Annotated in this window: 20 protein-coding genes; 18 read left to right on the top strand and 2 right to left on the bottom strand. The window is 54.8% G+C overall.

The features are described from left to right. Position 1: 1 nt before the first annotated feature. The 5 genes from NKI16_RS16350 to NKI16_RS16330 all read left to right on the top strand — a co-directional run bounded on the left by NKI16_RS16350 (position 2) and on the right by NKI16_RS16330 (position 5500). The gene (locus NKI16_RS16350) at positions 2-892 is read left to right on the top strand and encodes a hypothetical protein (RefSeq protein ID WP_352923277.1); all 891 of its coding nucleotides are present in this window, start codon (positions 2-4) and stop codon (positions 890-892) included. Between the two features lie 96 nt (positions 893-988). Then, positions 989-2398, top strand: coding sequence for an oligosaccharide flippase family protein (locus NKI16_RS16345; protein WP_352923274.1), 1410 nt, complete (start codon positions 989-991; stop codon positions 2396-2398). A 158-nt stretch (positions 2399-2556) separates the two neighbouring features. Continuing rightward, positions 2557-3765, top strand: coding sequence for an O-antigen ligase family protein (locus NKI16_RS16340; protein WP_352923271.1), 1209 nt, complete (start codon positions 2557-2559; stop codon positions 3763-3765). After that, positions 3762-4946, top strand: coding sequence for a glycosyltransferase family 4 protein (locus tag NKI16_RS16335; protein WP_352923268.1), 1185 nt, complete (start codon positions 3762-3764; stop codon positions 4944-4946). Before NKI16_RS16340 ends, NKI16_RS16335 begins: the two co-directional genes overlap by 4 nt. After that, positions 4946-5500: a CatB-related O-acetyltransferase gene (locus NKI16_RS16330; protein WP_352923265.1), complete on the top strand. Its 555-nt coding sequence runs from the start codon at positions 4946-4948 to the stop codon at positions 5498-5500. The genes NKI16_RS16335 and NKI16_RS16330 overlap by 1 nt, the downstream gene beginning before the upstream one ends. A 12-nt stretch (positions 5501-5512) precedes the next feature. Here NKI16_RS16330 and NKI16_RS16325 read toward each other — a convergent pair whose 3' ends face one another. Continuing rightward, the gene (locus tag NKI16_RS16325; RefSeq protein ID WP_352923262.1) at positions 5513-6421 is read right to left on the bottom strand and encodes a hypothetical protein; all 909 of its coding nucleotides are present in this window, start codon (positions 6419-6421) and stop codon (positions 5513-5515) included. Between NKI16_RS16325 and NKI16_RS16320 the strand changes: the two genes are divergently transcribed. From NKI16_RS16320 to cysQ, 13 genes are all read left to right on the top strand, one after another. After that, complete coding sequence (locus NKI16_RS16320) at positions 6420-6968, top strand: LbetaH domain-containing protein (RefSeq protein WP_352923259.1); 549 nt, start codon at positions 6420-6422, stop codon at positions 6966-6968. The two genes, NKI16_RS16325 and NKI16_RS16320, sit on opposite strands and share 2 nt — an antisense overlap. Before the next feature lie 42 nt (positions 6969-7010). Further along, the gene (locus tag NKI16_RS16315) at positions 7011-7940 is read left to right on the top strand and encodes a glycosyltransferase family 2 protein (protein WP_352923257.1); all 930 of its coding nucleotides are present in this window, start codon (positions 7011-7013) and stop codon (positions 7938-7940) included. Positions 7941-8004: 64 nt separating this feature from the next. After that, positions 8005-8625 (top strand): class I SAM-dependent methyltransferase, encoded by a 621-nt coding sequence (locus NKI16_RS16310; RefSeq protein WP_352923256.1) that lies wholly within the window; start codon positions 8005-8007, stop codon positions 8623-8625. Between the two features lie 37 nt (positions 8626-8662). Further along, the gene (locus NKI16_RS16305; protein ID WP_352923253.1) at positions 8663-9133 is read left to right on the top strand and encodes a hypothetical protein; all 471 of its coding nucleotides are present in this window, start codon (positions 8663-8665) and stop codon (positions 9131-9133) included. 287 nt (positions 9134-9420) lie between these two features. Further along, on the top strand, positions 9421-9903 hold the full coding sequence (locus NKI16_RS16300) for a hypothetical protein (protein ID WP_352923250.1): 483 nt from the start codon (positions 9421-9423) through the stop codon (positions 9901-9903). A 533-nt stretch (positions 9904-10436) separates the two neighbouring features. After that, positions 10437-11246 (top strand): tyrosine-protein phosphatase, encoded by an 810-nt coding sequence (locus tag NKI16_RS16295; protein ID WP_352637052.1) that lies wholly within the window; start codon positions 10437-10439, stop codon positions 11244-11246. Then, positions 11246-12034, top strand: a complete 789-nt coding sequence (locus NKI16_RS16290; protein ID WP_352892091.1) for a polysaccharide biosynthesis/export family protein — start codon at positions 11246-11248, stop codon at positions 12032-12034. Before NKI16_RS16295 ends, NKI16_RS16290 begins: the two co-directional genes overlap by 1 nt. A gap of 46 nt (positions 12035-12080) precedes the next feature. Continuing rightward, a complete protein-coding gene (locus tag NKI16_RS16285; protein WP_352923246.1) occupies positions 12081-14465 on the top strand; it encodes a GumC family protein in 2385 nt (794 codons plus the stop codon). Next, positions 14431-15612 (top strand): tetratricopeptide repeat protein, encoded by a 1182-nt coding sequence (locus NKI16_RS16280; RefSeq protein ID WP_352923244.1) that lies wholly within the window; start codon positions 14431-14433, stop codon positions 15610-15612. Before NKI16_RS16285 ends, NKI16_RS16280 begins: the two co-directional genes overlap by 35 nt. After that, entirely contained in the window at positions 15609-16925 is a 1317-nt protein-coding gene (locus NKI16_RS16275) for an O-antigen ligase family protein (protein WP_352923242.1), read from the top strand. Before NKI16_RS16280 ends, NKI16_RS16275 begins: the two co-directional genes overlap by 4 nt. A gap of 341 nt (positions 16926-17266) precedes the next feature. Continuing rightward, entirely contained in the window at positions 17267-18172 is a 906-nt protein-coding gene (gene cysD / locus NKI16_RS16270; RefSeq protein WP_352456018.1) for a sulfate adenylyltransferase subunit CysD, read from the top strand. 2 nt (positions 18173-18174) lie between these two features. Continuing rightward, positions 18175-20112 (top strand): sulfate adenylyltransferase subunit CysN, encoded by a 1938-nt coding sequence (gene cysN / locus NKI16_RS16265; RefSeq protein WP_352923239.1) that lies wholly within the window; start codon positions 18175-18177, stop codon positions 20110-20112. A 10-nt stretch (positions 20113-20122) separates the two neighbouring features. Then, positions 20123-20911: a 3'(2'),5'-bisphosphate nucleotidase CysQ gene (gene cysQ / locus NKI16_RS16260; RefSeq protein ID WP_352647368.1), complete on the top strand. Its 789-nt coding sequence runs from the start codon at positions 20123-20125 to the stop codon at positions 20909-20911. Between the two features lie 418 nt (positions 20912-21329). Here cysQ and NKI16_RS16255 read toward each other — a convergent pair. Beyond that, positions 21330-21454 (bottom strand): transposase domain-containing protein (locus tag NKI16_RS16255; RefSeq protein WP_352923541.1); only part of this gene is annotated, 125 nt, incomplete at its 5' end.

Raw genomic sequence — 21454 nt, 5'->3', positions numbered from 1 at the left:
CATGACACATCTCTATGGATATCCGGATATCGGCCGCTTCGGTCTCGGCCACAGCATGCTAGCCTGGGCGCGTTGCGAGATATGGTGTCGAAACAACAATGCGCGGATGCTCGGGCCGCGCTGGTTGCGCCCGCGCATCGGCCCCTATTTGCGCCGTGAACGGGACAGGCGCGAATATTTCAAGCTTTTTACCAATGATGGCTATGTGGGAGAGCCGTGGCGCACGGTGCTTCTCGCCACGGCGCGCAAGATTCCGGCAGATGCCGCTGAGCCTGCGGAATATACGGGGAGGAACACCGTTGTGGTCTTCAAGAACACAGGGACCTCGAACTTCGAAAGTCATTTCCATGAAGTCCGCGGCCACGGGCGCGTGCTGTACGAAGCATTTCGCCGGATCACCCGCAAAAAGTACCTGCCGCACGCGCCGGTGGCACCTTTCGTGGCCGTCCATGTGCGACTTGGCGATTTTACCCGCTTCGATCAGAGCAGGGTCAAGGCGGGAATGCACAACAACCGGCTTCCAATCGAATGGTATTGCGATAGCCTTACCGCGCTTCGCGAGGGACTGGGAACAAACATACCAGCTCGCGTCTTTTCTGACGGAAGCGATTCCGAACTTCTTCCGCTGCTTGGTCTGCCGGACGTACGGCGAGCAGATGATGCGGAATCGGTCACGCATATGCTTGAAATGGCTCAGGCAAGTGCGATCATCGGAGCTGGCTCGAACTTCAATCTGTGGGCTGCCTTTTTTTCACAGGTTCCGCGGATTACTTACCCAGGCCAGGCGATCGTAACAGTGAACGACGATCCCTCCTGCGAAACGAGTTTCCTCGACAACATTCCGCTTCCTGATTTGTTTATTGACCATGTCAGGAGACAATTCCCGCAATGAGGGGCGTGAGGCAAATCGGGCTGATTGATTTGACGTCTCTAGTTTGGATGGCGTCCGCCCCAGGAGCTTCAGCCAGACTGCAGATGGATCGCAGCTTTGAGTGAGTATCTAGAAAATGCTGTTCGGCTTTTGCGTGAGGCCCCGAGCGGCATTTTGCGAAAAGGGCTTGGGCGAAATTCGGCGCTGTCGTTCGCCCAAGGCGCGGTCGGAACAATCTGCTATTTTCTTGTGTACCGCCTACTGATTGCCGAGGCGGGGACCGAAGTATTGGGCCTCTGGTCACTGACTGTTGGGATTGTTGCATTCGGACGACTAGCTGATGTCTCGGGCGGAGCAGGTCTGTCGAGGATGGTAGCCATCGCTGATCACGATAGTGAAAGTGCTGCCGTTTACATCGACACCGTTACAATAGCTACAGCGATTTTATATACGGCGATCATAGTGGCTACCTTAATTCCGTTCAGCAGAATGGTGGTTGCAAGTATCGAAGATAGATTTCACGAAATCGGGCAATGGCTCGTCGTTGTCACTTCAATGTCGCTTTTCTTGAATGTCATGGTTAGTAGTCAGCTGAGCGCTCTAGATGGATTGCATAGATCAGACATCAGGTCAATTATTCAAATCTGCGGATTTCTTATATTCATTTTATTGAGCTACGCGCTTATCCCGCATATCGGCGTAAAGGGTATGGCGTTGTCACAAGTAGCACAGTTCGTTCTTGTTCTTGTGTTAGCAAGGGCTGTTTTGGTCGCAAAGATATCTGGGTTAGGCTTTGTTCCAATGCAGTTCTCACGCAAAGCTTTTTTGGAAACGATGAGCTATGGAATAAAGTTGCAGGTTACATCACTAGCGGGGCTAGTGTTTGATCCGCTGTCTCGAATTATGATCAATCACTTCGGAGGGCTGTCGGTCCTTGGTATTTACGATCTTGCTTACAAGATAACAGCGTACACTCGTATGCTCATAGTGTCAGCTTCGATGCCGCTCATCCCAGAATTCTCAAGGCGCTATATACATGATCGGGCAGCCGGCAAGAATCTTGTGAATACGGTCTTTCCGAAGTTTGCCGCTTTGACTGCCTTGGCTTTCGGTATGACCTGTCTCTGTGCCCCCTTGGTTTCCTATTTTGTGTTGTCGCAGATATCATCGATTTTCATCATTAACGTCGCTGTGCTTAGCATTGGATGGTACATCTCGACCCTTGGTAATGTGATCCAATTGTATGCACAGGGAGCAGGGATGCTGCGCTGGAACATTGCTGGCCAGTGGGCTATCGCGGCAGGAAGCGTCATCTTCGGGTACATAGCTGGGGAAGCCGGCTACGGTGCTTATGTTGCAGTTGGGGTTGCGACCGCTGTCGCCTTCGGCTCCCTGGTCGGGATCGTTGGAAATCTGCGCCTTTATGGGCTAAACGTTAATCTCGTGCCTTTGACGCGATCGTCGCTGCTGTCGTTGGCTATGTTCATTGGCTCGCTTGGTTTCTTGTGTGTGGTGGCCTGGCGGTGAGATGCGCGCGTTCCCAAAAGTAGCCATAGTCATTTTGTATGAAAGATGACGGGCGGTCGTCGACACGAGCAGAAAACTCTTAGCCGAGAGCGAAAGTGGTTAACTTAAAAGACCCATATATCCTGCTATGCCTTACGGGCATTTTTGGGTTTCCACTCTTGGCGGCGACGATGGAGTTTGTGAGTCCCGGTAACGCGAGTGTATCGATAATTTTTCGCGGATTCGTGTTAGCACTCTCAATACTTGTTATTTGGGGTGGATACCGCTTCAGAAACAACGCTATATTCAACGTCGATATAGCATTGTTTATGGCGTTTTGGGTCGTATATTTCTTCCGTATTCTTAATGATACTATTCTGCAGGACGTTCCACTCGGCAGACCACGGTGGTTCTATTGGGTCTGGGCATTCGGCGTCTGTTTTGCTCCAGCTTTAGCCCTTATTCTCCCTCGGCAATGGGTTAAATTCGATGCCCTGGGAGTTGTGCTGCTCTATGCCGGCGCAATTTGCAGCGTGCTCATATTGGCAAAAGGGAACTTCGACTTTGTTACGAGTTCGGGAGATGTCGTTGACGGCGGAAGGCTGAACGTAGCAGCCCTCAACCCGATCTTCGTAGGACACGTTGGAGTATCCTCTTGCTTGCTGGGTGCCTGGATGTTTTTCAAGGCATACCTTCGTGGCTCGGGCTGGATATCGAAGGGAATTGCGGTCTTGGCGATGATAGCTGGCACCATTGTGCTCATTAAAGCGGACTCGCGAGGTCCGCTTGCAGCTTTGCTTGTGGTTTCGCTTTTTTGTCTGGCGTCGCTGCGGATGTCCAAACTAATAGTCGCATCATTATTCGCGCTATCCGTCGGCATCATCTTCATGCAAATGGGTGTCATTGACAATCAATTGTTGGACTCTGTGGGGCTAAGCCGTGTCTCTGCCTCGTTTTCCGACGAGCTTGACATATCTGCCAGGCAACGGCAGGTAAGTGCTCATTCCGCTTACAATCAGTTTTTAGAGAATCCGATCGTTGGAGACGCTCTCGAGGAGCGGACTACGCTGTTCTATCCGCACAATGTCGTCATTGAGAGCCTAATGGCAACTGGCATACTCGGCGGGGTCCCCTTTATTTTACTTCTATTCCGAATTTCATTTCAATGTTGGAAACTGCTGCGGGCAGGCGACTCAAATGCCTGGGCATGTCTGATATTTCTGCAGTACCTGGTCGGAGCACAATTTTCCGGATCGTTGTACACCTCGTATACGATGTGGGCATCTCTTTCTATGGTCTCGCTTCTGTTCCAACAGAGATGGTTTCCCTACAGGTATATTCGCCCGCAGCTTATTCCGAGATCGGCGCAGCCTTTGGTTAACCGATGATTCAATTTCGAAATTTGCGAGGCAGCAGGGTCAAAGGTACTCAAGCTGTGGTCTCTGACGGTAAAGTGACAACGAATATGGGCAGCCGAGAACGTGTTGCGGTAGTGTATTCACATTTTCCGCACTACAGAGAAGCGATATTCAATGAGCTGAATAAGAGCGAAAAATACAGCTATACGTTTTTTGTCGGGTCAAAGAACAGATATGACTTAAAATCTGGGACAAGAACAGGTGGAATTGTTCTCGTAAGTCAAATGGTCATTGGACCTTTCACGATTCAGATCGGGCTAATGAGAAAGCTCCTGGCCGGAAAATTTTCACACATAATATTTCTCGGAAATCCTTATATTTTAACAAATTGGCCTTATGCGCTACTCGCACGCTGGACTGGTTATAAAGTTTACTTTTGGACTCACGGCTGGCTGAATGCAGAAGGTAAATTACGCCAAGTGTTGCGCAATTTATACTACCGGATACCGCACGGATTGATGCTATATGGAGTTCGAGCAAAGAGCATTGGCGCCGGATTTGGATTTAAGGAAAGGAATTTGCACGTAATCTACAACTCTCTCAATTATGAGTCGCAAAAGACAGCGAGAATTAGAATTGAGCGTGAGGATAACGATGGTTCGCACCTCAGCGATTACATAGTTTGTGTTGCTCGCTTAACCAGGGAGTTGAAGATCCATCAGGCCATCGAGGCCCTGAATGTCGTCTATCGAAACACGGGCAAAAGTATTGTGTTGCAGTTGATCGGAGATGGGCTCTTACGAGATGAATTGGAGGATTTAGCTAGAAAGCTAAACGTGAATGTAGTCTTCAACGGCGCCATCTATGATGAGCAACGCATCGCAGACATTGTCTATCACGCGCGAGCAATGGTTTCTCCGGGGAAGGTTGGTCTTACGGCGATGCACGGACTAGCCTACGGGATTCCAATAATCACGCATGGAAATTTTGACAATCAGATGCCAGAGGTGGAAGCGATTGAGCCAGGAATTACTGGTGATTTTTTCAAGGAAGACGACGTCGAAAGCCTGGCGGCTGTGTTGACGAAATGGATGGAAACACCACGCACGAGGAAAGAGCGATTGCGTGCCATTGCAACGATCGAGGATCGGTATACCCCCCGGTCACAAGTTCTGATGATCGAGTGCGCCCTAGCCTCCGGAGACCGTTGATGAGCGGAGGGTTTTTTGCTGCTCGCGTACGGCCGTTTATTCGGCAACTCCGTATGAGCTTCAATCGAATGAGGTATCGCGCGTTTTCCGTAGATAGCACCAGCTATCTGGCCGCGGGTTCAGACATTAGCCGTGATCTTCAGATGGGCCCTTATGGCTATATAGGGCCACGGGCCCGAATTTGCGGATCTGTGGAAATGGGAAAGTATGTTATGATTGGCCCCGATGTAGCTATCGTCGGCAAAGAGCATAACTATGACAGGATAGGAGTCCCGGTAATATTCTCCGGGAGGCCTCCTTCGGAGAGAACATTAATCGGGAACGACGTCTGGATAGCGACTCGGGCAACCATACTTGCAGGCGTGACCATTGGTGAAGGCGCTATTGTTGCGGCCGGTGCGTTAGTTGTAAATGATGTTCGACCATATGAAATAGTTGGGGGGGTGCCTGCAAAAGTTATCGGTTGCCGATTTTCTAACGAGGAGGGAACAAGACATTCGGAGCTGCTTCGCGGACCCGCGCGCTTAGGAAAATTTGCTTCTCGGATAGTCTGAACAAAGCCGACGTTAACGGACCTTGCCTAATTCGCGCAAGAATCTCAAAGTTGCCTGCCACCACTCGGCGTTTTCGTCCCACTGCATCGGGCGATATGTTGGCCCCGGGGCGCTCGTTCCCCAGATGACGATCCCGTCAGCCAGTCTCCTGCAGGTATCCAGTTCGGCATACCAGAATTCGCCAGGCAGAAAAGCAAGGGTTTTTGGAAACTGGGGCCATAGGAAGCAGTAGACCGGCCTTCCTTGTGAAATTCTTCGCGCTTCCTCGATGTTGGCCTGCGCGTAGGTCACCCAAGCGTCTTGGTCGCCGTACGGGGTGTAGAGGGACGGAAAGAGCATATCGACATGGGGGATGAGGGCGGAAGCAATCTCGGTGTTTCGAGACCTCCATCCCTTGAGTCCATCCTCCCCTCGCGCGCCGATCGCACGCCAGTAGTCTGCAACTGGCAGGACGTTATAGAGCCCAAGCTTGAGGTTTGGATCTGCCTGCCTTATGGCACTGAGGGTCGCCTCATAGTTGGCGATCGACGAGTCACGATCCGCTTCGGTGCCTGTCAGCGGCCAGTGTTCAATATCGATGGCCAAATATTGGTTTTCTCTCGGAAGGGCGAGAGCTTTTTGCACCTGGTCAATCTTGGGAACATCATACCCTAGAACGTGAGGATCGGCGATGGTGAGGTGCTCGAACCCGAACGACTGAAATTCGCGTGGTCCGCCGGAGAAAAACAGGTTCTCGAACAGCCTAAATGGGACGGGGGTCTGCGCCGTTGTCGGCAAGGAGGTAGCGGCTATGCACGTCACAAACAGGACCGAGAGCCTCAGCAGTTGGTGTCGCCAAGTTGAAAATCTTTGCAATAGTGAGCCCTGCATGGTTCGAACCTCTGATTTCAGATTCATCGTCACCCGATCAGAATAGGCCATGCCCGAATTGACCCCACGACACCTCACGTTAAAAACGGTTCCCACGCCGGGGTTCAAAGACAAATCAAGACGACTGATTTGGCAAATTGTGGAAGCTACATTGTACAGATGGTCTCCCGTTCCGGCTCACGGCTGGCGCCGTTTCCTATTGCGACTCTTTGGCGCAACTGTAGCCAAGGGAGCTCATCCATACCCATCGGCACGTATTTGGGCGCCGTGGAACTTGCGTCTTGGTGCCGTGAGCAGCCTTGGGCCTAGAGTGATTTGCTACTCGGTCGGGCCGATTACGGTTGAAGACTACGTCACCGTGAGTCAAGGTGTACATCTCTGCGCCGCGACGCATGACTATCGGAATCCTGCGTTCCCCCTTGTCGTGGGAGCGATCTGGATTGAGGCAGGGGCGTGGATAGCGGCTGATGCGTTCATTGGCCCCGGAGTGCGTGTAGGGCGTGAGGCAATTGTAGGGGCGCGTTCGGTGGTCACAAAGGACGTCTCTGATAGAGCTATCGTAGTCGGCAACCCTTCCCGTCAGATAGCGTCCCGGTAGTCCGTTGCAATTTTTGTTCAAGCTACTAATGGCGTCCCCAGCATGATCGGCAATGACAAGCCTACGGCGAGAATCCACGGCGTGATTCTCACCTTAAATGAATCTATCCATATTGCCCGCTGCATAACGAGTATTAAAGACCAGGTCGAAAGCATCACTGTTATTGACAGCGGGTCCACCGATGAAACGGTCGAGATAGCTGAAAGGCTTGGCGCAGAGGTAATTCACCATCCTTGGGTAAATTATGCGACCCAACTGAATTTCGGCATTTCCGCACTTGCCGCCAAAGGCGGGTGGCTCCTTCGGATCGACGCGGATGAGGTCTTAGATCCAGCAACACCAAGTCGGCTTACCGAAGTTGTGTCGCAAGTTGGCTCCGATTGCGACGGCGTCCTAGTGCGGCGCCGAATATACTTCCTTGGCCGACGGATGAGGCACGGAGCAATTGAGCCCAGTTGGCAACTGCGGCTTTGGCGTAATGGCCGTGGGCGCTGCGAGCAGCGTTGGATGGATGAACATGTCATCGTAAATGGGAATGTCCAAAAGTCGGAGATAGTAATCTCAGATATCAATTTAAATTCCTTAACGTGGTGGTCAACGAAACACAATCAGTACGCCTCTAGAGAGGCTATCGATCTGCTCAACGCAAAATTTCAATTTTTAAAAGCAGATAAACTTCCAGCTTCGGGCTCTAGCCGTCAAGCGCGTGCGCGCCGTTTTCTTAAGGAAAAGATTTATTTACGGACCCCCGCCGGCGCTCGAACGATTGCTTACTTCATGTATCGGTATTTGTTACGCCTAGGATTTCTGGACGGCAAACCCGGGTTCTATTTCCACTTCTTGCAAGGGCTATGGTATCGAGGTTTGGTTGACGCCAAGGTCTTTGAGATAGAAGCACTCGCGGAGCAGAAAAATACGTCCATAGTGAGCGCCATCAAAGATCGCACCGGATTTGTCGTAGACGATGGTTAGGGTAGACCTTAGTTTAATTGCATCGATTGTTTAACGGTAAAGTAGCAGTTTCTAGGAGAGTTGCATGAGCGAAGAACAAAATGCCGAATATCTCTATGTCTCTCATGAGACAAATGATTCTCACAATATATTATTGCCTGCTGTTGACAAAATCGTGAAGGAATTTTCTCCCTCTACTATCTTTGATTTAGGTTGTGGAAACGGAAGTGTTGCTAAACACCTTAGCGACAGGTGTGTGGTAACGGGGATAGATCCGTCAAAGTCCGCTGTGGCGATCGCCAATAAAGCCTATCCAGACATCAGGATTGAGAACGGATCTGCATACGATGACCTGCGAGCCCGCTATGGTACATTTGACATGGTCCTCAGCCTCGAAGTCGTCGAGCACCTTTATGATCCGAGGGCATTTGCTAGGAACGTTTACGAACTCCTCAATCCAGGTGGCGTAGCGGTCATTTCTACGCCGTATCACGGTTACATCAAGAATTTGGCTCTGGCTGTAACTGGCCGTATGGATGCACATTTCTGGGCGTTGTGGGATGGTGGCCATATCAAATTTTGGTCAATCCAAACCCTTAGCGCGCTGCTCAACGAGGTCGGGCTGGAGGTTGTACGTTTCGAACGGGTGGGGCGTATCCCTTCGCTTGCGAAGAGCATGATAGCGATCGCGCAAAAGCCTAAGTAAATACGCTACAAGATAGCAACTGCCAGGGAGAGGGGCTTTGTCGCTCAGGGTGATCGGATTGCTCGCGCTTGCGATCCTGCTATTTGTTGTTGTTTTTCTTGTGATTATCATAGAGATGGGAACACTCCGTCGCCCGCCGGGTCCAAAACCACGCGAGATACTCGCACCATTCGACGGCCAGCTCTATGTTCTCTCCCTCGACGACCTCCGCGTCGGCCCCCGCAAGATCGTGCTGTGCGGCGTGACTTTCAGCAAGCCTCAATCCATGCGGCCGGCGCTAACGTTGGAAGCGCGCCGGTATCAGGGGCTCGCCTTGACGTGCAAGCCCGTAGGCTCGGGGACGCCTTGCGACGGCAACGTCGCGCCAAAGTTTCGTGACGCCGTCGTGGTGCAGTGCCTCACGTCCGACGGTACGGATCTGGCTGCAAAGCTCGTCGAGGCCGGCATCCTATGCGGACAGCCCGCGCAAGCGGGCTCGACCTACAAGTCTTGCTCGCCAGGCTCGTAGCTCCTGCGGACCCCTGCGCAAAGCGCCGAAACGATGGCGACGCCATCGCCGCTAGGGACGCCAGATTGGCTCGCTGGCAACCGGCTCTATTGCGGCCGGTTGTAAAGATGATACATTTCGACATTCTAATGGTGTCTAATGGTGTGTTCAATCAACCACACCGAAACCAAAAATTATCTCGCACCTGCGAAACGGGTTGGAATTGGCGCAGAAAGCTGTTACGCGCTTTTGAGTACCTTAGCGGTTGGGTGGGCCTCAGGTAACGTGGGACAGAAGGATTGATGCGGATGAACCTAGTTTTGAAAAGTGCGTTGGCCGGAGTTGTTGTGTTGGCCGGCTTCGCCCCGGTGTCGTCTTTCGCGCAGGATGGGTCGTGCACCTGTGCAACCGCCTATAACGGCGTAAATCCGATTGGATCGCTCGGCAGCGTCAATGGCGACGTCATGATCTCGCAGGTGGCTGGCTATGGCCCGGCGCAAGCGGGCGGCGCGCTTGATTTCGGCAGCCGTGTCGTGGTTGGCTCCAAGGGCTCGGCTTCGGTTCAGGTTGGTGGCTGCAATGTGAGCGTCCCGGCGAATTCGACGCTCGATATCTCGCGTGTCGAGAATAAGATCTGCCTCAATGTCCTGGGTTCTGAGAAGACCGCCCAGACGGGCAATACCAACGGCACCAACTACACGCCGGCCCTTATTTTTGGCGGCATGGCTCTTGGGGCTGGTGTTCTGGCTGCAACGGCGGACAAAGATCACGGCCACGCCGTTAGCGACTAAGTTGACCGCGTAGTAAATAAGGCAACGGCAGCAGAGGCGTATGGCGCTTCTGCTGCGCGTCTATTGTTGGCGACAGGACGGCCCTGGCGTGTATGCTGGTGTCGTAGCCGGTGTGTCAGCCGGATCGCTTAGGCCAAGGTGACACGCGGATGTCTGAGGCTAGCGAACATGCCGGGATGAAGGGCGAAATTCCGATCTATCCAGCCAACATGGCCGAATCGCAATCGTCCGTTTCGCCGTTATGCGTCGGTGTGAATTGCAGTTTCGACATTCCGGCGGCGGTTAGAGTCGATCCCGGGAAAGGCGGCATGTGCGTAGTGCTGGACACAGCGGGACTTCGCCTTGCGCCAACTCTGTTGGGTGGCGCTGTTGTCGGCCTGTGTGATGACAACTCTCTCAGCCAGTAGCTGGAGCCTAGGCTTCATCGCATCGCATGAGCTTGACACATGCGCCACTCGCGGTACGGCGGGTGACGCATTTATGTGTTTTTGGAATGACGTCGCTACATTGCTTTGTTGCAGTCACAAACGCCCATGATCGATCTGCATTCCCATATCTTGCCCGGCCTCGACGACGGCTCACCCAGTCTTGCTGAATCGCTGGAAATGGCTCGATTGGCGGTGGCCGACGGAACGACCCACATGGCGTGCACACCGCACGTGACTCCCGGCGTTTACGAAAACGGAACATCGAACATTGTCCGGGCGGTTCAAGAGTTGCACCAGGCGCTGCGCCGCGCCGCCATACCACTTGCTCTCTACGTCGGCGCCGATGTTCACATAGCACCGGATCTTCCGGATCAATTGGCCTCTGGCAGCGTCCCGACCTTAAACAGGTCCCGCTATTTTCTGTTCGAACCGCCTCATCATGTCCTGCCTCCACGAATGGAGGATCTTGCCATACGCCTCATAAACGCCGGGTTCATCCCGATTCTTACTCACCCCGAGCGTTTGACCTGGATCAAAACGAACTACGACGTTATCGAGAGGTTGAATGCAGTGGGCTGCCTTATCCAGCTTACCGCAGACTCGATTGTTGGTGCTTTTGGACGCACGGCGCTTTATTATTCGGAAAAGCTGATTGACGAGGGCAGGGTGGATATCATCGCATCGGATACGCATAGCGCTACCCGCCGCCGTCCTGGGCTTTCGCAGGCGGTTGCTGCTGCCGCCAAGCGATGCGGGGAAGACGAGGCCCGCAACATGGTGTTGAAACGTCCAGGCGAAATATTGGCGAACCGGCCCATCGAAGCGGTCGGAAAAGCACGTCCGAACAAAACAAACGCCGGCAATGCTGGCCGCTTTGGAGGTTTGGGCCGCTTGTTTAAGGGCGGGACAGCGTAATGGGAATTTTTCGTTTTGCAGAAGGCCACATAAACACGATACTCGTCTTGCTTGCTTCACTTGCAATATCGGCATGCACGAGCACCTCGTCGACGACACCATCTTCATCGAGTTCGGTCGATGCGCTTCAATTGACGTCGTCATCGACGCCACTTGCGGGTGGCGGTGCTCTGCGGGTGGTGAAGGACTTGCCCGCGCCCCAAAATACCCAGAACGGCAGCGAGCAGCCATTATCTCCGAACGATGTGCTCGAGGTGAATGTGTTCCAGGTCGACAATCTGAACAGAACGGTTCAAGTCGATGCTGGCGGGCAGATTTCGCTCCCGCTTATCGGAACCATCACCGCGGCAGGAAAAACCGTCCGTCAGTTGGAGCAGGAAGTCGAAACCTCCTACGGCGCCAAATACCTGCAGTCGCCTGACGTAACGATTTTCGTAAAGGAATCGATTGGACAGCGCATAACGGTCGATGGCGAAGTCAACAAGGCTGGTCTCTATCCGGTGTCGAGCAATTCGTCTCTCATCGATGCAATTGCTCTGGCTGGAGGGTTCAATAATGTTGGCGATGCAAAAAAGGTCTTTGTCTATCGCAATATCGGTCCAAACAAATTGGTAGCTAATTACAATGTGGAGGCGATTCGTGGTGGCAAGAGCGGCAATCCACGCATCTATGGCGGCGACACGATTGTCGTCTTCGCCTCAAAATCGAAAATTGCCATGAACAATCTCAAGGACGCCCTCGGTGTCGCCTCAAGTGCGGCCCGAATTGCCGTGGTCCCGGGATTATAGGTCGCAGCCGGTCATAATATTGTCGAATCTAGGATCACCTCGCGCCATGCTCGATCGCAACAGGCAGCATCAAATTGCAGGTCCAGGACATGGCCAAGCCTTGTCCGCCGATCTCTATTATGATGGTGGGCAAAACTATAGCCCCTATGGCCGCGACTATTCGGAGCAGGAACAAGGCTTCAATCCACTCAAGCTATTCTTCTACGTCGTCCAGTATCGGTGGCTGTTCGTCATTATGATGGCGGCCGGGCTTGTCGCCGGTGTCATCATAACGATGATGCAAACCCCGAAATACCAGGCAACGACGCAATTGGAAGTGCTGGTCCCTTCGGCCAAGGTCTTCCAAGACATAGAGGTCGTTTCTGAAAATGCCGACGTGCGGGCCTTCCTCACTGCCCGTGAAAAGCTTAAAAGCCGTGCGTTAGCGCAGCGTGTTGTATTTCAACTAGGTCTCAGCGAAAAACCGGACTTCCTGTTTCCCACGCCGAATTTCTCACTCGGCAATATCTTCTATCGCGCGTTCGGCGTTTCCAAATCGCCTTCCATTGAGGAGAAAACGCCGGAGCAGCGTGAGGAAATTGCGATCAGGCGCATTTTGGACGACCTCACGGTCAATCTGGTCACCAGCACAAGCCTACTGTCGATCACGTTCGTTGACCAAAAGCCAAAATATGCAAGTGATGTAGCCAACCAGGTTGCGCAAAGCTTTATTGACCAACGCCTCGACCAGACCAGCGAAACATCCGACCTGGCGCGGCAATTCATTCAGGAACAGGTCCTGCAGGTAAAGCAGAAGCTTCAGAAATCGGAAGAAGAACTGGTCGCGTATGCGAAGGATGCCGGCATCACGATAACCGGTGACGACAAGTCGCTAATAGGGTCGAACATCGAGGCGCTGAATACCGCCCTTGCGACGGCCATTCAGGATCGTCTCGATGCCGGACGTGTGGTGGACCAGATAGACAAGGGCCGGGGATCGAGCCTGGCCCCAGTCCTGGAAAGCGAAGGTCTGCAGAAGCTCAGCGACAAGCTGGCAGATTTGACCAGTCAATACCAGCAGAAGCTGGGTATCCTGAAACCCGGCTTCCCCGAAATGCAGCAGCTTCAATCGCAGATTAAGGAGCTGCAACGTCTCTATAGCAATGGTGTTCTCGCTATAACGGATTCACTCCGGCTGAAATATCAGGAGGCGCAGAACAAGGAGGCCGATCTCAAGTCCAAACTTGCTGAGATGGAAAAGCAGCAGGTCATCTTCAACGACAAGAACATCAAATACACAATTCTCAAGCGCGAGGTCGATTCGAACCGGTCGCAATATGACAACCTTATCGCCAAACTGAACGAAGTTGGTGTCAGCTCCGAGCTCAAGACGCAAAGTGCCGCAATCGTCGATTTCGCGGCAGTGCCGGATCACCCATATTCCCCACGCTTGACCATCAATCTTGCGATTGCGTTGGCCCTTTTCATGGCTCTGAGCGCGTCGGTCATTTATGTCATTGAACTGCTGAACAACACCTTCACCAATCCCGAGCAGGTTGAAAAGGAGCTCGGCTTGGCGATGCTCGGCATCTTGCCGCTGGTCGATGACCGGGAACTCATGGCCAGTATTGCCGATCAGAAATCCGGCCTGTCGGAGGCCTATCGTTCGCTTCGAACATCGCTGCAGTTTTCCGGTGCGGAAGGCGCGCCACGATCACTGGTCGTCACGAGTTCGGAGCCTTCGGAAGGCAAGTCGACCACATCGTTCAAACTCGGCCAAGATTTTGCAGCACTCGGCGCAAGGGTTCTCATTGTGGACGGCGATCTTCGCAAACCGAACCTTCATCGCCTGTTTGGTCTCGACAATACGATCGGGCTAAGCAATCTGCTGACAAATACCGTGCGCAAGGAGGATCTGGCGAGCATCTTCAGGGCGACCAAATATCCCAACGTGACGGTTCTAACGTCTGGAACGATTCCTCCAAATCCCGCCGATCTGCTCTCCTCACCGAAAATGGCTTTGATCATAACCAATCTCGGCAAGCGCTTCGATCTTGTTATCATCGACGCGCCGCCGATCGTCGGCCTTTCGGACGCTCCTATTCTAAGCCGGCTTGCCGAAGGCACATTGATGGTCATCTCGACAAATCAGGTGACACGCAAGTCGGCCAAGACCGCGTTGAAGCGCCTGCGAGCTGCTGGCGCAAACGTGGTGGGAGCCGCGATGTCAAAGTTTGCGGTGAACAAATTCGACTACAACTACTCCTACAAATACATGAACTATCAGTACTACAACTACGGCACGGACACGAGTACTCCGAAGATTGAGGGCAAAGTCGATGATGGAGCAGGCCAGCCCGCTTATGCAAAACCTACGGCGTTCAAGCGTTTGGTTCGTCGCGTCCGTTCTAGTGTTGGTGGCTTCCTCGATCGGGCTAAGTCGATTTCTTGAGACCGAAACACCAACCGTCTCTCTTGCGCTCGATCCGTTCAACGTTGATGCGTTAGTAGCTGAAATCACCAGCGAGCTGAACGACACGAACAATTCTCCCGATCTTGATGCCTTGCTTGCCAAGGCCAGGCGCGCGCTCACCTTCGATTTGGCCGATGCACGTCTCTATAGCCTGATTGGTGAGATCAAATACCGGCAAGGCGAAAAAGACGAGGCCTACCAGCTCTTCGATCAAGCCCGAAAATTGTCCAAGACAGAGATCCATGCGCTACAGAGGTCAATTGGCCGCAACATCGAAGCAGGTGATTTGCCCAAGGCCGTTGGCGAGATCGACATCTTGCTGCGCCGCTGGCCGGACCAATTTCCGGCGATCGCCGAGGGCATGCCGCCAATTCTCTCGAATCCCGATGGCTATCAAGCCGTGCTGACGGCCATCAGGGCGCAGGCGCCCTGGAGAGCCAGTCTGATCTACGCTCTTATCAAAACTCCTGAGCAGATCAATTTCGCAAATCGGCTGCTGCTCGATTTGACCGGATCAAGCGCACCACCGAATTCGAGTGAACTCACAGCCGCGATCAGCGGCTATATTCGTCAGAAGCAATATGAACCAGCCTATCGGCTGTTTCTTTTCACCCTGTCTGAGCAAGAGCGAAAATTAGGCGGATACATTTTTAACAGCACGTTCGAGCCGGTCCCCAGCGGCAAGCCCTTCGATTGGCAGGTTCCCGGTCAATCGGGCTTGGAAGTGACATTTGCAGCATCCCAGGATGCTGTGGAGGGCGAGGGTGGGGCAACGGTCCGGTTCTTGAATACCCCGGTCAAGAACACTGCCCTGCAGCAATATGTTCAATTGCCTTCAGGCTCGTATAAGATTTCCCTCGTTGCCTCTGCGCGAAACCTGAAGCTTCCAAAGGAATTGTTCTGGTCGATCAAATGTTTGGGGCCGGCCGGCGAAATAGCAAGGGTCAACATCCCCGAGGGCACATATAACCGACAAAAGCTGAGCCAGGACTTCTCGGTTGTACCGACTGGCTGCCCCATGCAACTATTGACGCTGCAGACCGCCGCCATTGCCGAGAGCTGGCGATTTCGCTATGTCGGAACCTTGATAATGCACAAATTGAGCGTTGAGAGACTTCCATCTTGAACGACCGGCCGTCGGAATGGGATAAATATCTCCTCGGCACGGTCTTGTTTGTATCGCTGCTGATCGGTGGTGGTACTGCGAGCGGCCTTTACACAGACACTCTGATCGAGGTCGCGGCGATAGTTTCGGCCGTGGCCGTCTTTTCGCAAACCCCCGGCCAGAGAATCCCCCGGCCCGTTCTGTGGCTGCTGATCTTCGCTGTGGCGTTGATCGTTTTGCAAATTGTCCCGCTGCCGGCGGCCATATTCAACGGGTTGCGGCCGGAGCTGTTGCTCGGAGATCCCTGGGTTGGAGAAAGCCGATTTCGTTTCATCAGCGTAGGGGTCGGCCGGACGGTCGAGTGCCTGCTTTATCTTCTGGCCGCCGCAGCGTTTTTTTTGGCCGTATTGCGTTTGCGTGCCGAGCAGGTCAGCGCGCTCCTTCCGTTTTTCTTCATGGGTGTTATCTGCAATGGTTTGGCGGGTGCGATTCAATATTCGCTCTCAGACGACATCGCTATTGAGGGACTGTTGCCGTTTACGATCAATGCAGGGCTTTTTGCCAACCGGAATCATTTCGCGGCTTTGCTTTTTGTGTCGATCCCCTTCGTCGTTTACCATGGTCTCTTCCGTGGGCGCCTTTTGTCCGGGTCGCTTGGATTGGTCACACTTTTGCTGCTGCTTTTGGCAGCCGGTTCGCGTGCCGGTGTTCTGATCGGGTTGGCGATCACCGTATTGTCCGTGATCTTTCTCTCAGCTCGTTCAAGGGCGAGCGGGTTCAGCGTTCTCCTGATTTTTGTCGGGCTTTCGATCTACACGATCGGCGCTTGGACCAAGATCGACGTGGAGGCAATCGATCCGGCTTTTGGGCGAGGAGAATTCGCCCGAACCACAATCGAGGGGATAAAGAACAATTGGGCGACAGGTGTCGGATTTGGGAATTTTCAAAACGCCTATCAAATTTACGAAAAGGAGGGCATGATTTTCAAGCAGTATGTGAATCATGCCCATAATGAATACCTTGAAATAGCTTTCGAAGGTGGATTTCCTGCTATCCTGCTTATGGTAGGCTATTTCGTACTGCTTTTCGCTGCACTGGCCAGGGTTCGCCGTGACCCCCTTCAGAAGGCGGCATTCCTCTCGGTGTCTTTTCTTCTCATTCATTCGCTGGTCGATTATCCGCTGCGAACCGGGGCGCTGGCGATGACCTTTGCCTATATGAACGCCATCATCTTCCACAAAGGATTTGCCGAACGCTTGAGCCGCAAGAGCGAGATGATCGAGATCGATCACAACGGTGACAAGCTGTTTGTTCCCATCGGAACTTCGTCCTAGCGACCTCGTCGCCACGGCTGGCGTCGCCAGAACATGGCGGACCGCTGTGGGGCGAGCCGGCTCCTGGCTCTCGGGTTCCGAGGCTCAGGCAACATTTTCCTGCCCCTACCAAGTGCAATCGCTCGCTGAGCAGAAATTTCCCGATTTTGCCGGCCGTACGGAAAATTCATTCCCGAACCATTCGGCCGCTGGCTTGTCTTGCATTGTTCTGGGCAGGAACGATCTGCTAGAACGCCCGCACGAGAATAGATTGTCCGGAAGTGCAGTTTGAATCGGGCGGCTGAAGGTCGCCTCCGATGCAGGGCCTTCCGTGGGTCGGTACGAAAGAACGTTCGCAGTCCATGAACATCGCACTTACGCACCTTCAGCGGCTTGAGGCCGAGTCCATCCATATTTTTCGCGAGGTGGCCGCAGCTTTCGCAAAGCCGGTCATGCTCTATTCGGTCGGCAAGGATTCGTCCGTGCTCATGCACCTGGCGATGAAGGCGTTCTATCCCGCCAAGCCGCCCTTTCCCTTTCTCCATGTCGACACGACCTGGAAATTCCGCGAGATGATCGCCTTTCGCGACCAGATGCAGCAAAAGCTCGGTTTCGACCTCCTGGTCCATGTCAATGAAGACGGCGTGCGTGACAACATCAATCCGTTCGAGCATGGCTCCAACACCCATACGCATGTGATGAAGACGGTGGCGCTGCGGCAGGCGCTCGACAAATACGGGTTTGACGCTGCCTTCGGCGGCGCCCGTCGCGACGAGGAGAAGTCGCGCGCCAAGGAGCGCATCTTCTCGTTCCGCAACGCCCAGCATGTCTGGGATCCGAAGAACCAGCGGCCGGAGATGTGGAAGATTTTCAACACCCGCATCGCTGCCGGTGAATCGATCAGGGTGTTCCCGTTGTCGAACTGGACCGAGCTCGACATCTGGCAGTACATTCTCCAGGAAGACATCCCGATCGTGCCGCTGTATCTGGCCAAGGAGCGGCCGGTCGTCGAGCGCGATGGCATGCTTATCCTGAGGGATGATGAGCGCATGCGACTGCGGCCCGGCGAGACGGTGGAGAACCGGATGGTGCGGTTCCGCACGCTCGGCTGCTATCCTCTGACCGGCGCGATCGACTCGGAAGCCGACACTCTGGAGGCGATAGTCGGCGAAATGCTCACGGCGCGCACTTCCGAGCGGCAAGGTCGCCTGATCGACCGCGACGAAGCCGGCTCGATGGAAAAGAAGAAGCGCGAGGGGTATTTCTGAGCATGCGCCACATCATGGCCAAGAGCCTCGCCCCAACCGACGGCGTCCGTGACTATCTGGCGGCGCAGGAACGAAAGTCGCTGCTGCGCTTCCTGACCTGCGGCTCGGTCGACGACGGCAAGTCGACGCTGATCGGGCGTCTGCTTTCCGATACCAAGCAGATTTTCGAGGACCAGCTGGCCACGCTCGAGCGCGATTCGCGCAAGCACGGCACCACCGGCGACGACGTCGACTTCGCGCTGCTGGTCGACGGCCTCGAGGCCGAGCGCGAGCAAGGCATCACCATCGACGTCGCCTATCGCTTCTTCGCCACGCCAAAGCGCAAGTTCATCGTCGCCGACACGCCCGGCCACGAACAATACACGCGTAACATGGCGACGGGTGCATCGACGGCGGATCTCGCCATCGTACTGATCGATGCCCGCCAGGGCGTGCTGCGTCAGACCAGGCGGCATTCGATCATTGCCTCGCTGCTTGGCATCCGCCACATTGTGCTCGCCGTCAACAAGATCGATCTTGTCGGCTTCGACGAGGCGGTTTTTGAACGGATCGTCGCGGATTACGCACAGTTCTCACGTGAACTCGGCTTCCAGACGATCGTGCCCATTCCGATGTCGGCCCGTTATGGCGACAATGTTACCGGCCGTTCCGATAGGACGGACTGGTATTCCGGCCCGACGCTGATCGAACATCTCGAAACGGTCTCGGTCGACGAGGCCGCGGTCGAACTGCCGTTCCGGTTTCCCGTCCAATATGTGAACCGTCCAAACCTCGATTTTCGCGGCTTCGCCGGCACCATAGCGTCCGGATCGGTTGCGCCGGGCGACGAGGTGGTCGTCGCGAAATCCGGCAAATCCTCCCATGTCAGGCGCATCGTTTCGCATGGCGGCGATCTTCAGCAGGCTATTGCCGGCCAGGCCATCACTCTTGTCCTCGATGACGAGGTGGAAGTCTCGCGCGGCAATATGCTGGTATCGCCGGCAGCGCGGCCGCAGGTCGCCGACCAGTTCGCCGCCAACATCGTCTGGTTCGACGAACATGCGCTGCTGCCTGGCCGCTCCTACATCCTGCGCACCGAGACCGACCAGACCAGCGCCACCGTCACCGACCTGAAATACCGCGTCAACGTCAACGACTTTGCCCATGAGGCGGCCAAGTCGCTTGAAATGAACGAAGTCGGCATCTGCAATATCTCGACGCGGTCGCCGATCGCCTTCGATCCGTTTGCCGAAAACCGCACCACCGGCGCCTTCATCCTGATCGACCGCATTACCAATGCCACGGTCGGCGCCGGCATGATCCTGCATTCGCTGCGTCGCGCCGAAAACATCCACTGGCAGTCGCTCGATGTCGGCAAGCGCGCCCGCGCCGATATGAAGAACCAGCGGCCGGCCGTGTTCTGGTTCACCGGGCTTTCGGGCTCGGGCAAGTCGACCATCGCCAATCTGTTCGAAAAGAAGCTGTTCGCCACTGGACGCCATACGTACATTCTGGATGGCGACAACGTCCGTCACGGCCTCAACCGCGATCTCGGCTTCACCGACGCCGATCGTGTCGAAAACATTCGCCGCGTCGCCGAAGTCGCGCGCCTGATGGCCGACGCCGGGCTGATCGTCATCGTGTCGTTCATTTCGCCGTTCAGCGCGGAGCGGCGCATGGCGCGCGAATCGATGGCCGACGGCGAATTCGTCGAGGTGTTTGTCGACACACCCTTCGAGGAATGCGCCAGGCGCGATCCGAAGGGCCTTTATGCCCGGGCGTTGAATGGCGAGATCAAGAATTTCACCGGCGTCGATTCACCGTATGAGGTGCCGGAAAAGCCCGAAATCCATCTCAAGACACTCGGCAAATCCGCCGAGGAGATGGTAGAGGCCCTGGAACACTGGCTGATAGAGCGCGACATTGCCGAAGACCAATATGATAGCGGCGGCGGTATCTGACGACGAAGCGATGCTCGCCGTCTTCGAGCACCTTGCCTTGGCGGCAGGGCGCGAGGTGATGCGTGTCTTTCGTGTCGGCTGTGCGGTCGACAGCAAGTCGGACAGTTCGCCAGTGACGGAGGCGGATCGCGAGAGCGAAAAGATCATCCTTGCCGGGCTACGCGCCGCATTTCCAGAGATTCCATGCGTGGCAGAGGAGGAAGCCTCTGCCGGCATCATGGCGCCGGATCTCGGCGACGCCTTTTTCCTGATCGATCCGCTCGACGGCACCAAGGAATTCGTCAACCGCCGCACCGATTTCACTGTCAACATCGCGCTGGTTCGCCATGGCGTGCCCGAGATCGGCGTCGTCTTCGCGCCTTGCACCGGCCGCTTCTTTTCCGGCCGGCCGGGCAAAGCGGAAACGATCGAGATCAATGACGACTACGAGATCGTCGATCGCCAGCCGATTTCGGCAAGGGCCGGTATGGTGCCGCTGACCGTCGTTGCCAGCCGCTCCCACAACACGCCGGAAACCGACGCCTATATCCGCGCGCTTGGCGCCGCCGAGATCGTCTCGGTCGGCTCGTCGCTGAAATTCTGTCTCGTCGCCGGCGCCGAGGCGGACGTGTATCCACGCTTCGGCCGCACCATGGAGTGGGATACGGCCGCGGGCGATGCGGTGCTACGCGCTGCCGGCGGCATGACGCGCACGCTGGATGGCGAGCCGCTCGCTTACGGCAAGCGCAACCAGAGCGATGACGAGGATTTCGCCAATCCGCATTTTATCGCCAGCGGCAAGGCTGCTCAATCCCCATAGACCTTGGTTGCGCAAATCAAAGGACCGCGTCAGACCTGACCGGCGTTCTTCGGATGCACGACCTATCGCCTCCGGTAAGCGCAGTTCCAGACCGGTGTGAAAGCGCAGGTGTGACGGTGTGACACTAACTGCTGGCCGCGATCAGAGCTTCTCGGATCGATGATCGAATAGGGAAATTGGCTGTCGGAATGTGCAGCGTGACGCGATCCGCGATGCGCTTGCCCACAGTAGCGATGATCGCCACCAAGGATGGCGTCGGGAACTTCGCGCTCTCAATCCGAATTGTGTTGCTCCGGCCGTTCGGCGATAAAGAGAGTATCGGGGAGAAGCCCAAGACGCTCGCGATCGGCGGCAGGTATACGGTCTGAATGTATTCGAGCGACCGTAAAACCCACGGTAAGCGGGTAGCTGATGCCGTTCAGCGGTGGTAGTTCCAAGGCATGAGCGCCTCGATAGCGCTGTTTGGCCAGCCATTGGCGATGCGCTCGAGGGTCTGGGTGAGCCAGGCGTGCGGATCGACCTGGTTCATCTTGGCGGTGGTCA

It is taken from the genome of Mesorhizobium sp. M0698 (assembly GCF_040320455.1).
In the GTDB taxonomy this organism is placed as follows: Bacteria; Pseudomonadota; Alphaproteobacteria; order Rhizobiales; family Rhizobiaceae; genus Mesorhizobium.
The sequence above is the reverse complement of the archived record's forward strand: the minus strand, read 5'-3'. Positions and strand labels throughout refer to the sequence as shown.

What these genes read in the sequence shown, in the direction of transcription:
- NKI16_RS16350 (WP_352923277.1), top strand. Translation starts at nt 2, where the DNA reads ATGACACATCTCTATGGATATCCGGATATCGGCCGCTTCGGTCTCGGC.
- NKI16_RS16335 (WP_352923268.1), top strand. Translation starts at nt 3,762, where the DNA reads ATGATTCAATTTCGAAATTTGCGAGGCAGCAGGGTCAAAGGTACTCAA.
- NKI16_RS16330 (WP_352923265.1), top strand. Translation starts at nt 4,946, where the DNA reads ATGAGCGGAGGGTTTTTTGCTGCTCGCGTACGGCCGTTTATTCGGCAA.
- NKI16_RS16320 (WP_352923259.1), top strand. Translation starts at nt 6,420, where the DNA reads ATGCCCGAATTGACCCCACGACACCTCACGTTAAAAACGGTTCCCACG.
- NKI16_RS16325 (WP_352923262.1), bottom strand. Translation starts at nt 6,421, where the DNA reads ATGGCCTATTCTGATCGGGTGACGATGAATCTGAAATCAGAGGTTCGA.
- NKI16_RS16315 (WP_352923257.1), top strand. Translation starts at nt 7,011, where the DNA reads ATGATCGGCAATGACAAGCCTACGGCGAGAATCCACGGCGTGATTCTC.
- NKI16_RS16310 (WP_352923256.1), top strand. Translation starts at nt 8,005, where the DNA reads ATGAGCGAAGAACAAAATGCCGAATATCTCTATGTCTCTCATGAGACA.
- NKI16_RS16300 (WP_352923250.1), top strand. Translation starts at nt 9,421, where the DNA reads ATGAACCTAGTTTTGAAAAGTGCGTTGGCCGGAGTTGTTGTGTTGGCC.
- NKI16_RS16295 (WP_352637052.1), top strand. Translation starts at nt 10,437, where the DNA reads ATGATCGATCTGCATTCCCATATCTTGCCCGGCCTCGACGACGGCTCA.
- NKI16_RS16290 (WP_352892091.1), top strand. Translation starts at nt 11,246, where the DNA reads ATGGGAATTTTTCGTTTTGCAGAAGGCCACATAAACACGATACTCGTC.
- NKI16_RS16285 (WP_352923246.1), top strand. Translation starts at nt 12,081, where the DNA reads ATGCTCGATCGCAACAGGCAGCATCAAATTGCAGGTCCAGGACATGGC.
- cysD (WP_352456018.1), top strand. Translation starts at nt 17,267, where the DNA reads ATGAACATCGCACTTACGCACCTTCAGCGGCTTGAGGCCGAGTCCATC.
- cysN (WP_352923239.1), top strand. Translation starts at nt 18,175, where the DNA reads ATGCGCCACATCATGGCCAAGAGCCTCGCCCCAACCGACGGCGTCCGT.
- cysQ (WP_352647368.1), top strand. Translation starts at nt 20,123, where the DNA reads ATGCTCGCCGTCTTCGAGCACCTTGCCTTGGCGGCAGGGCGCGAGGTG.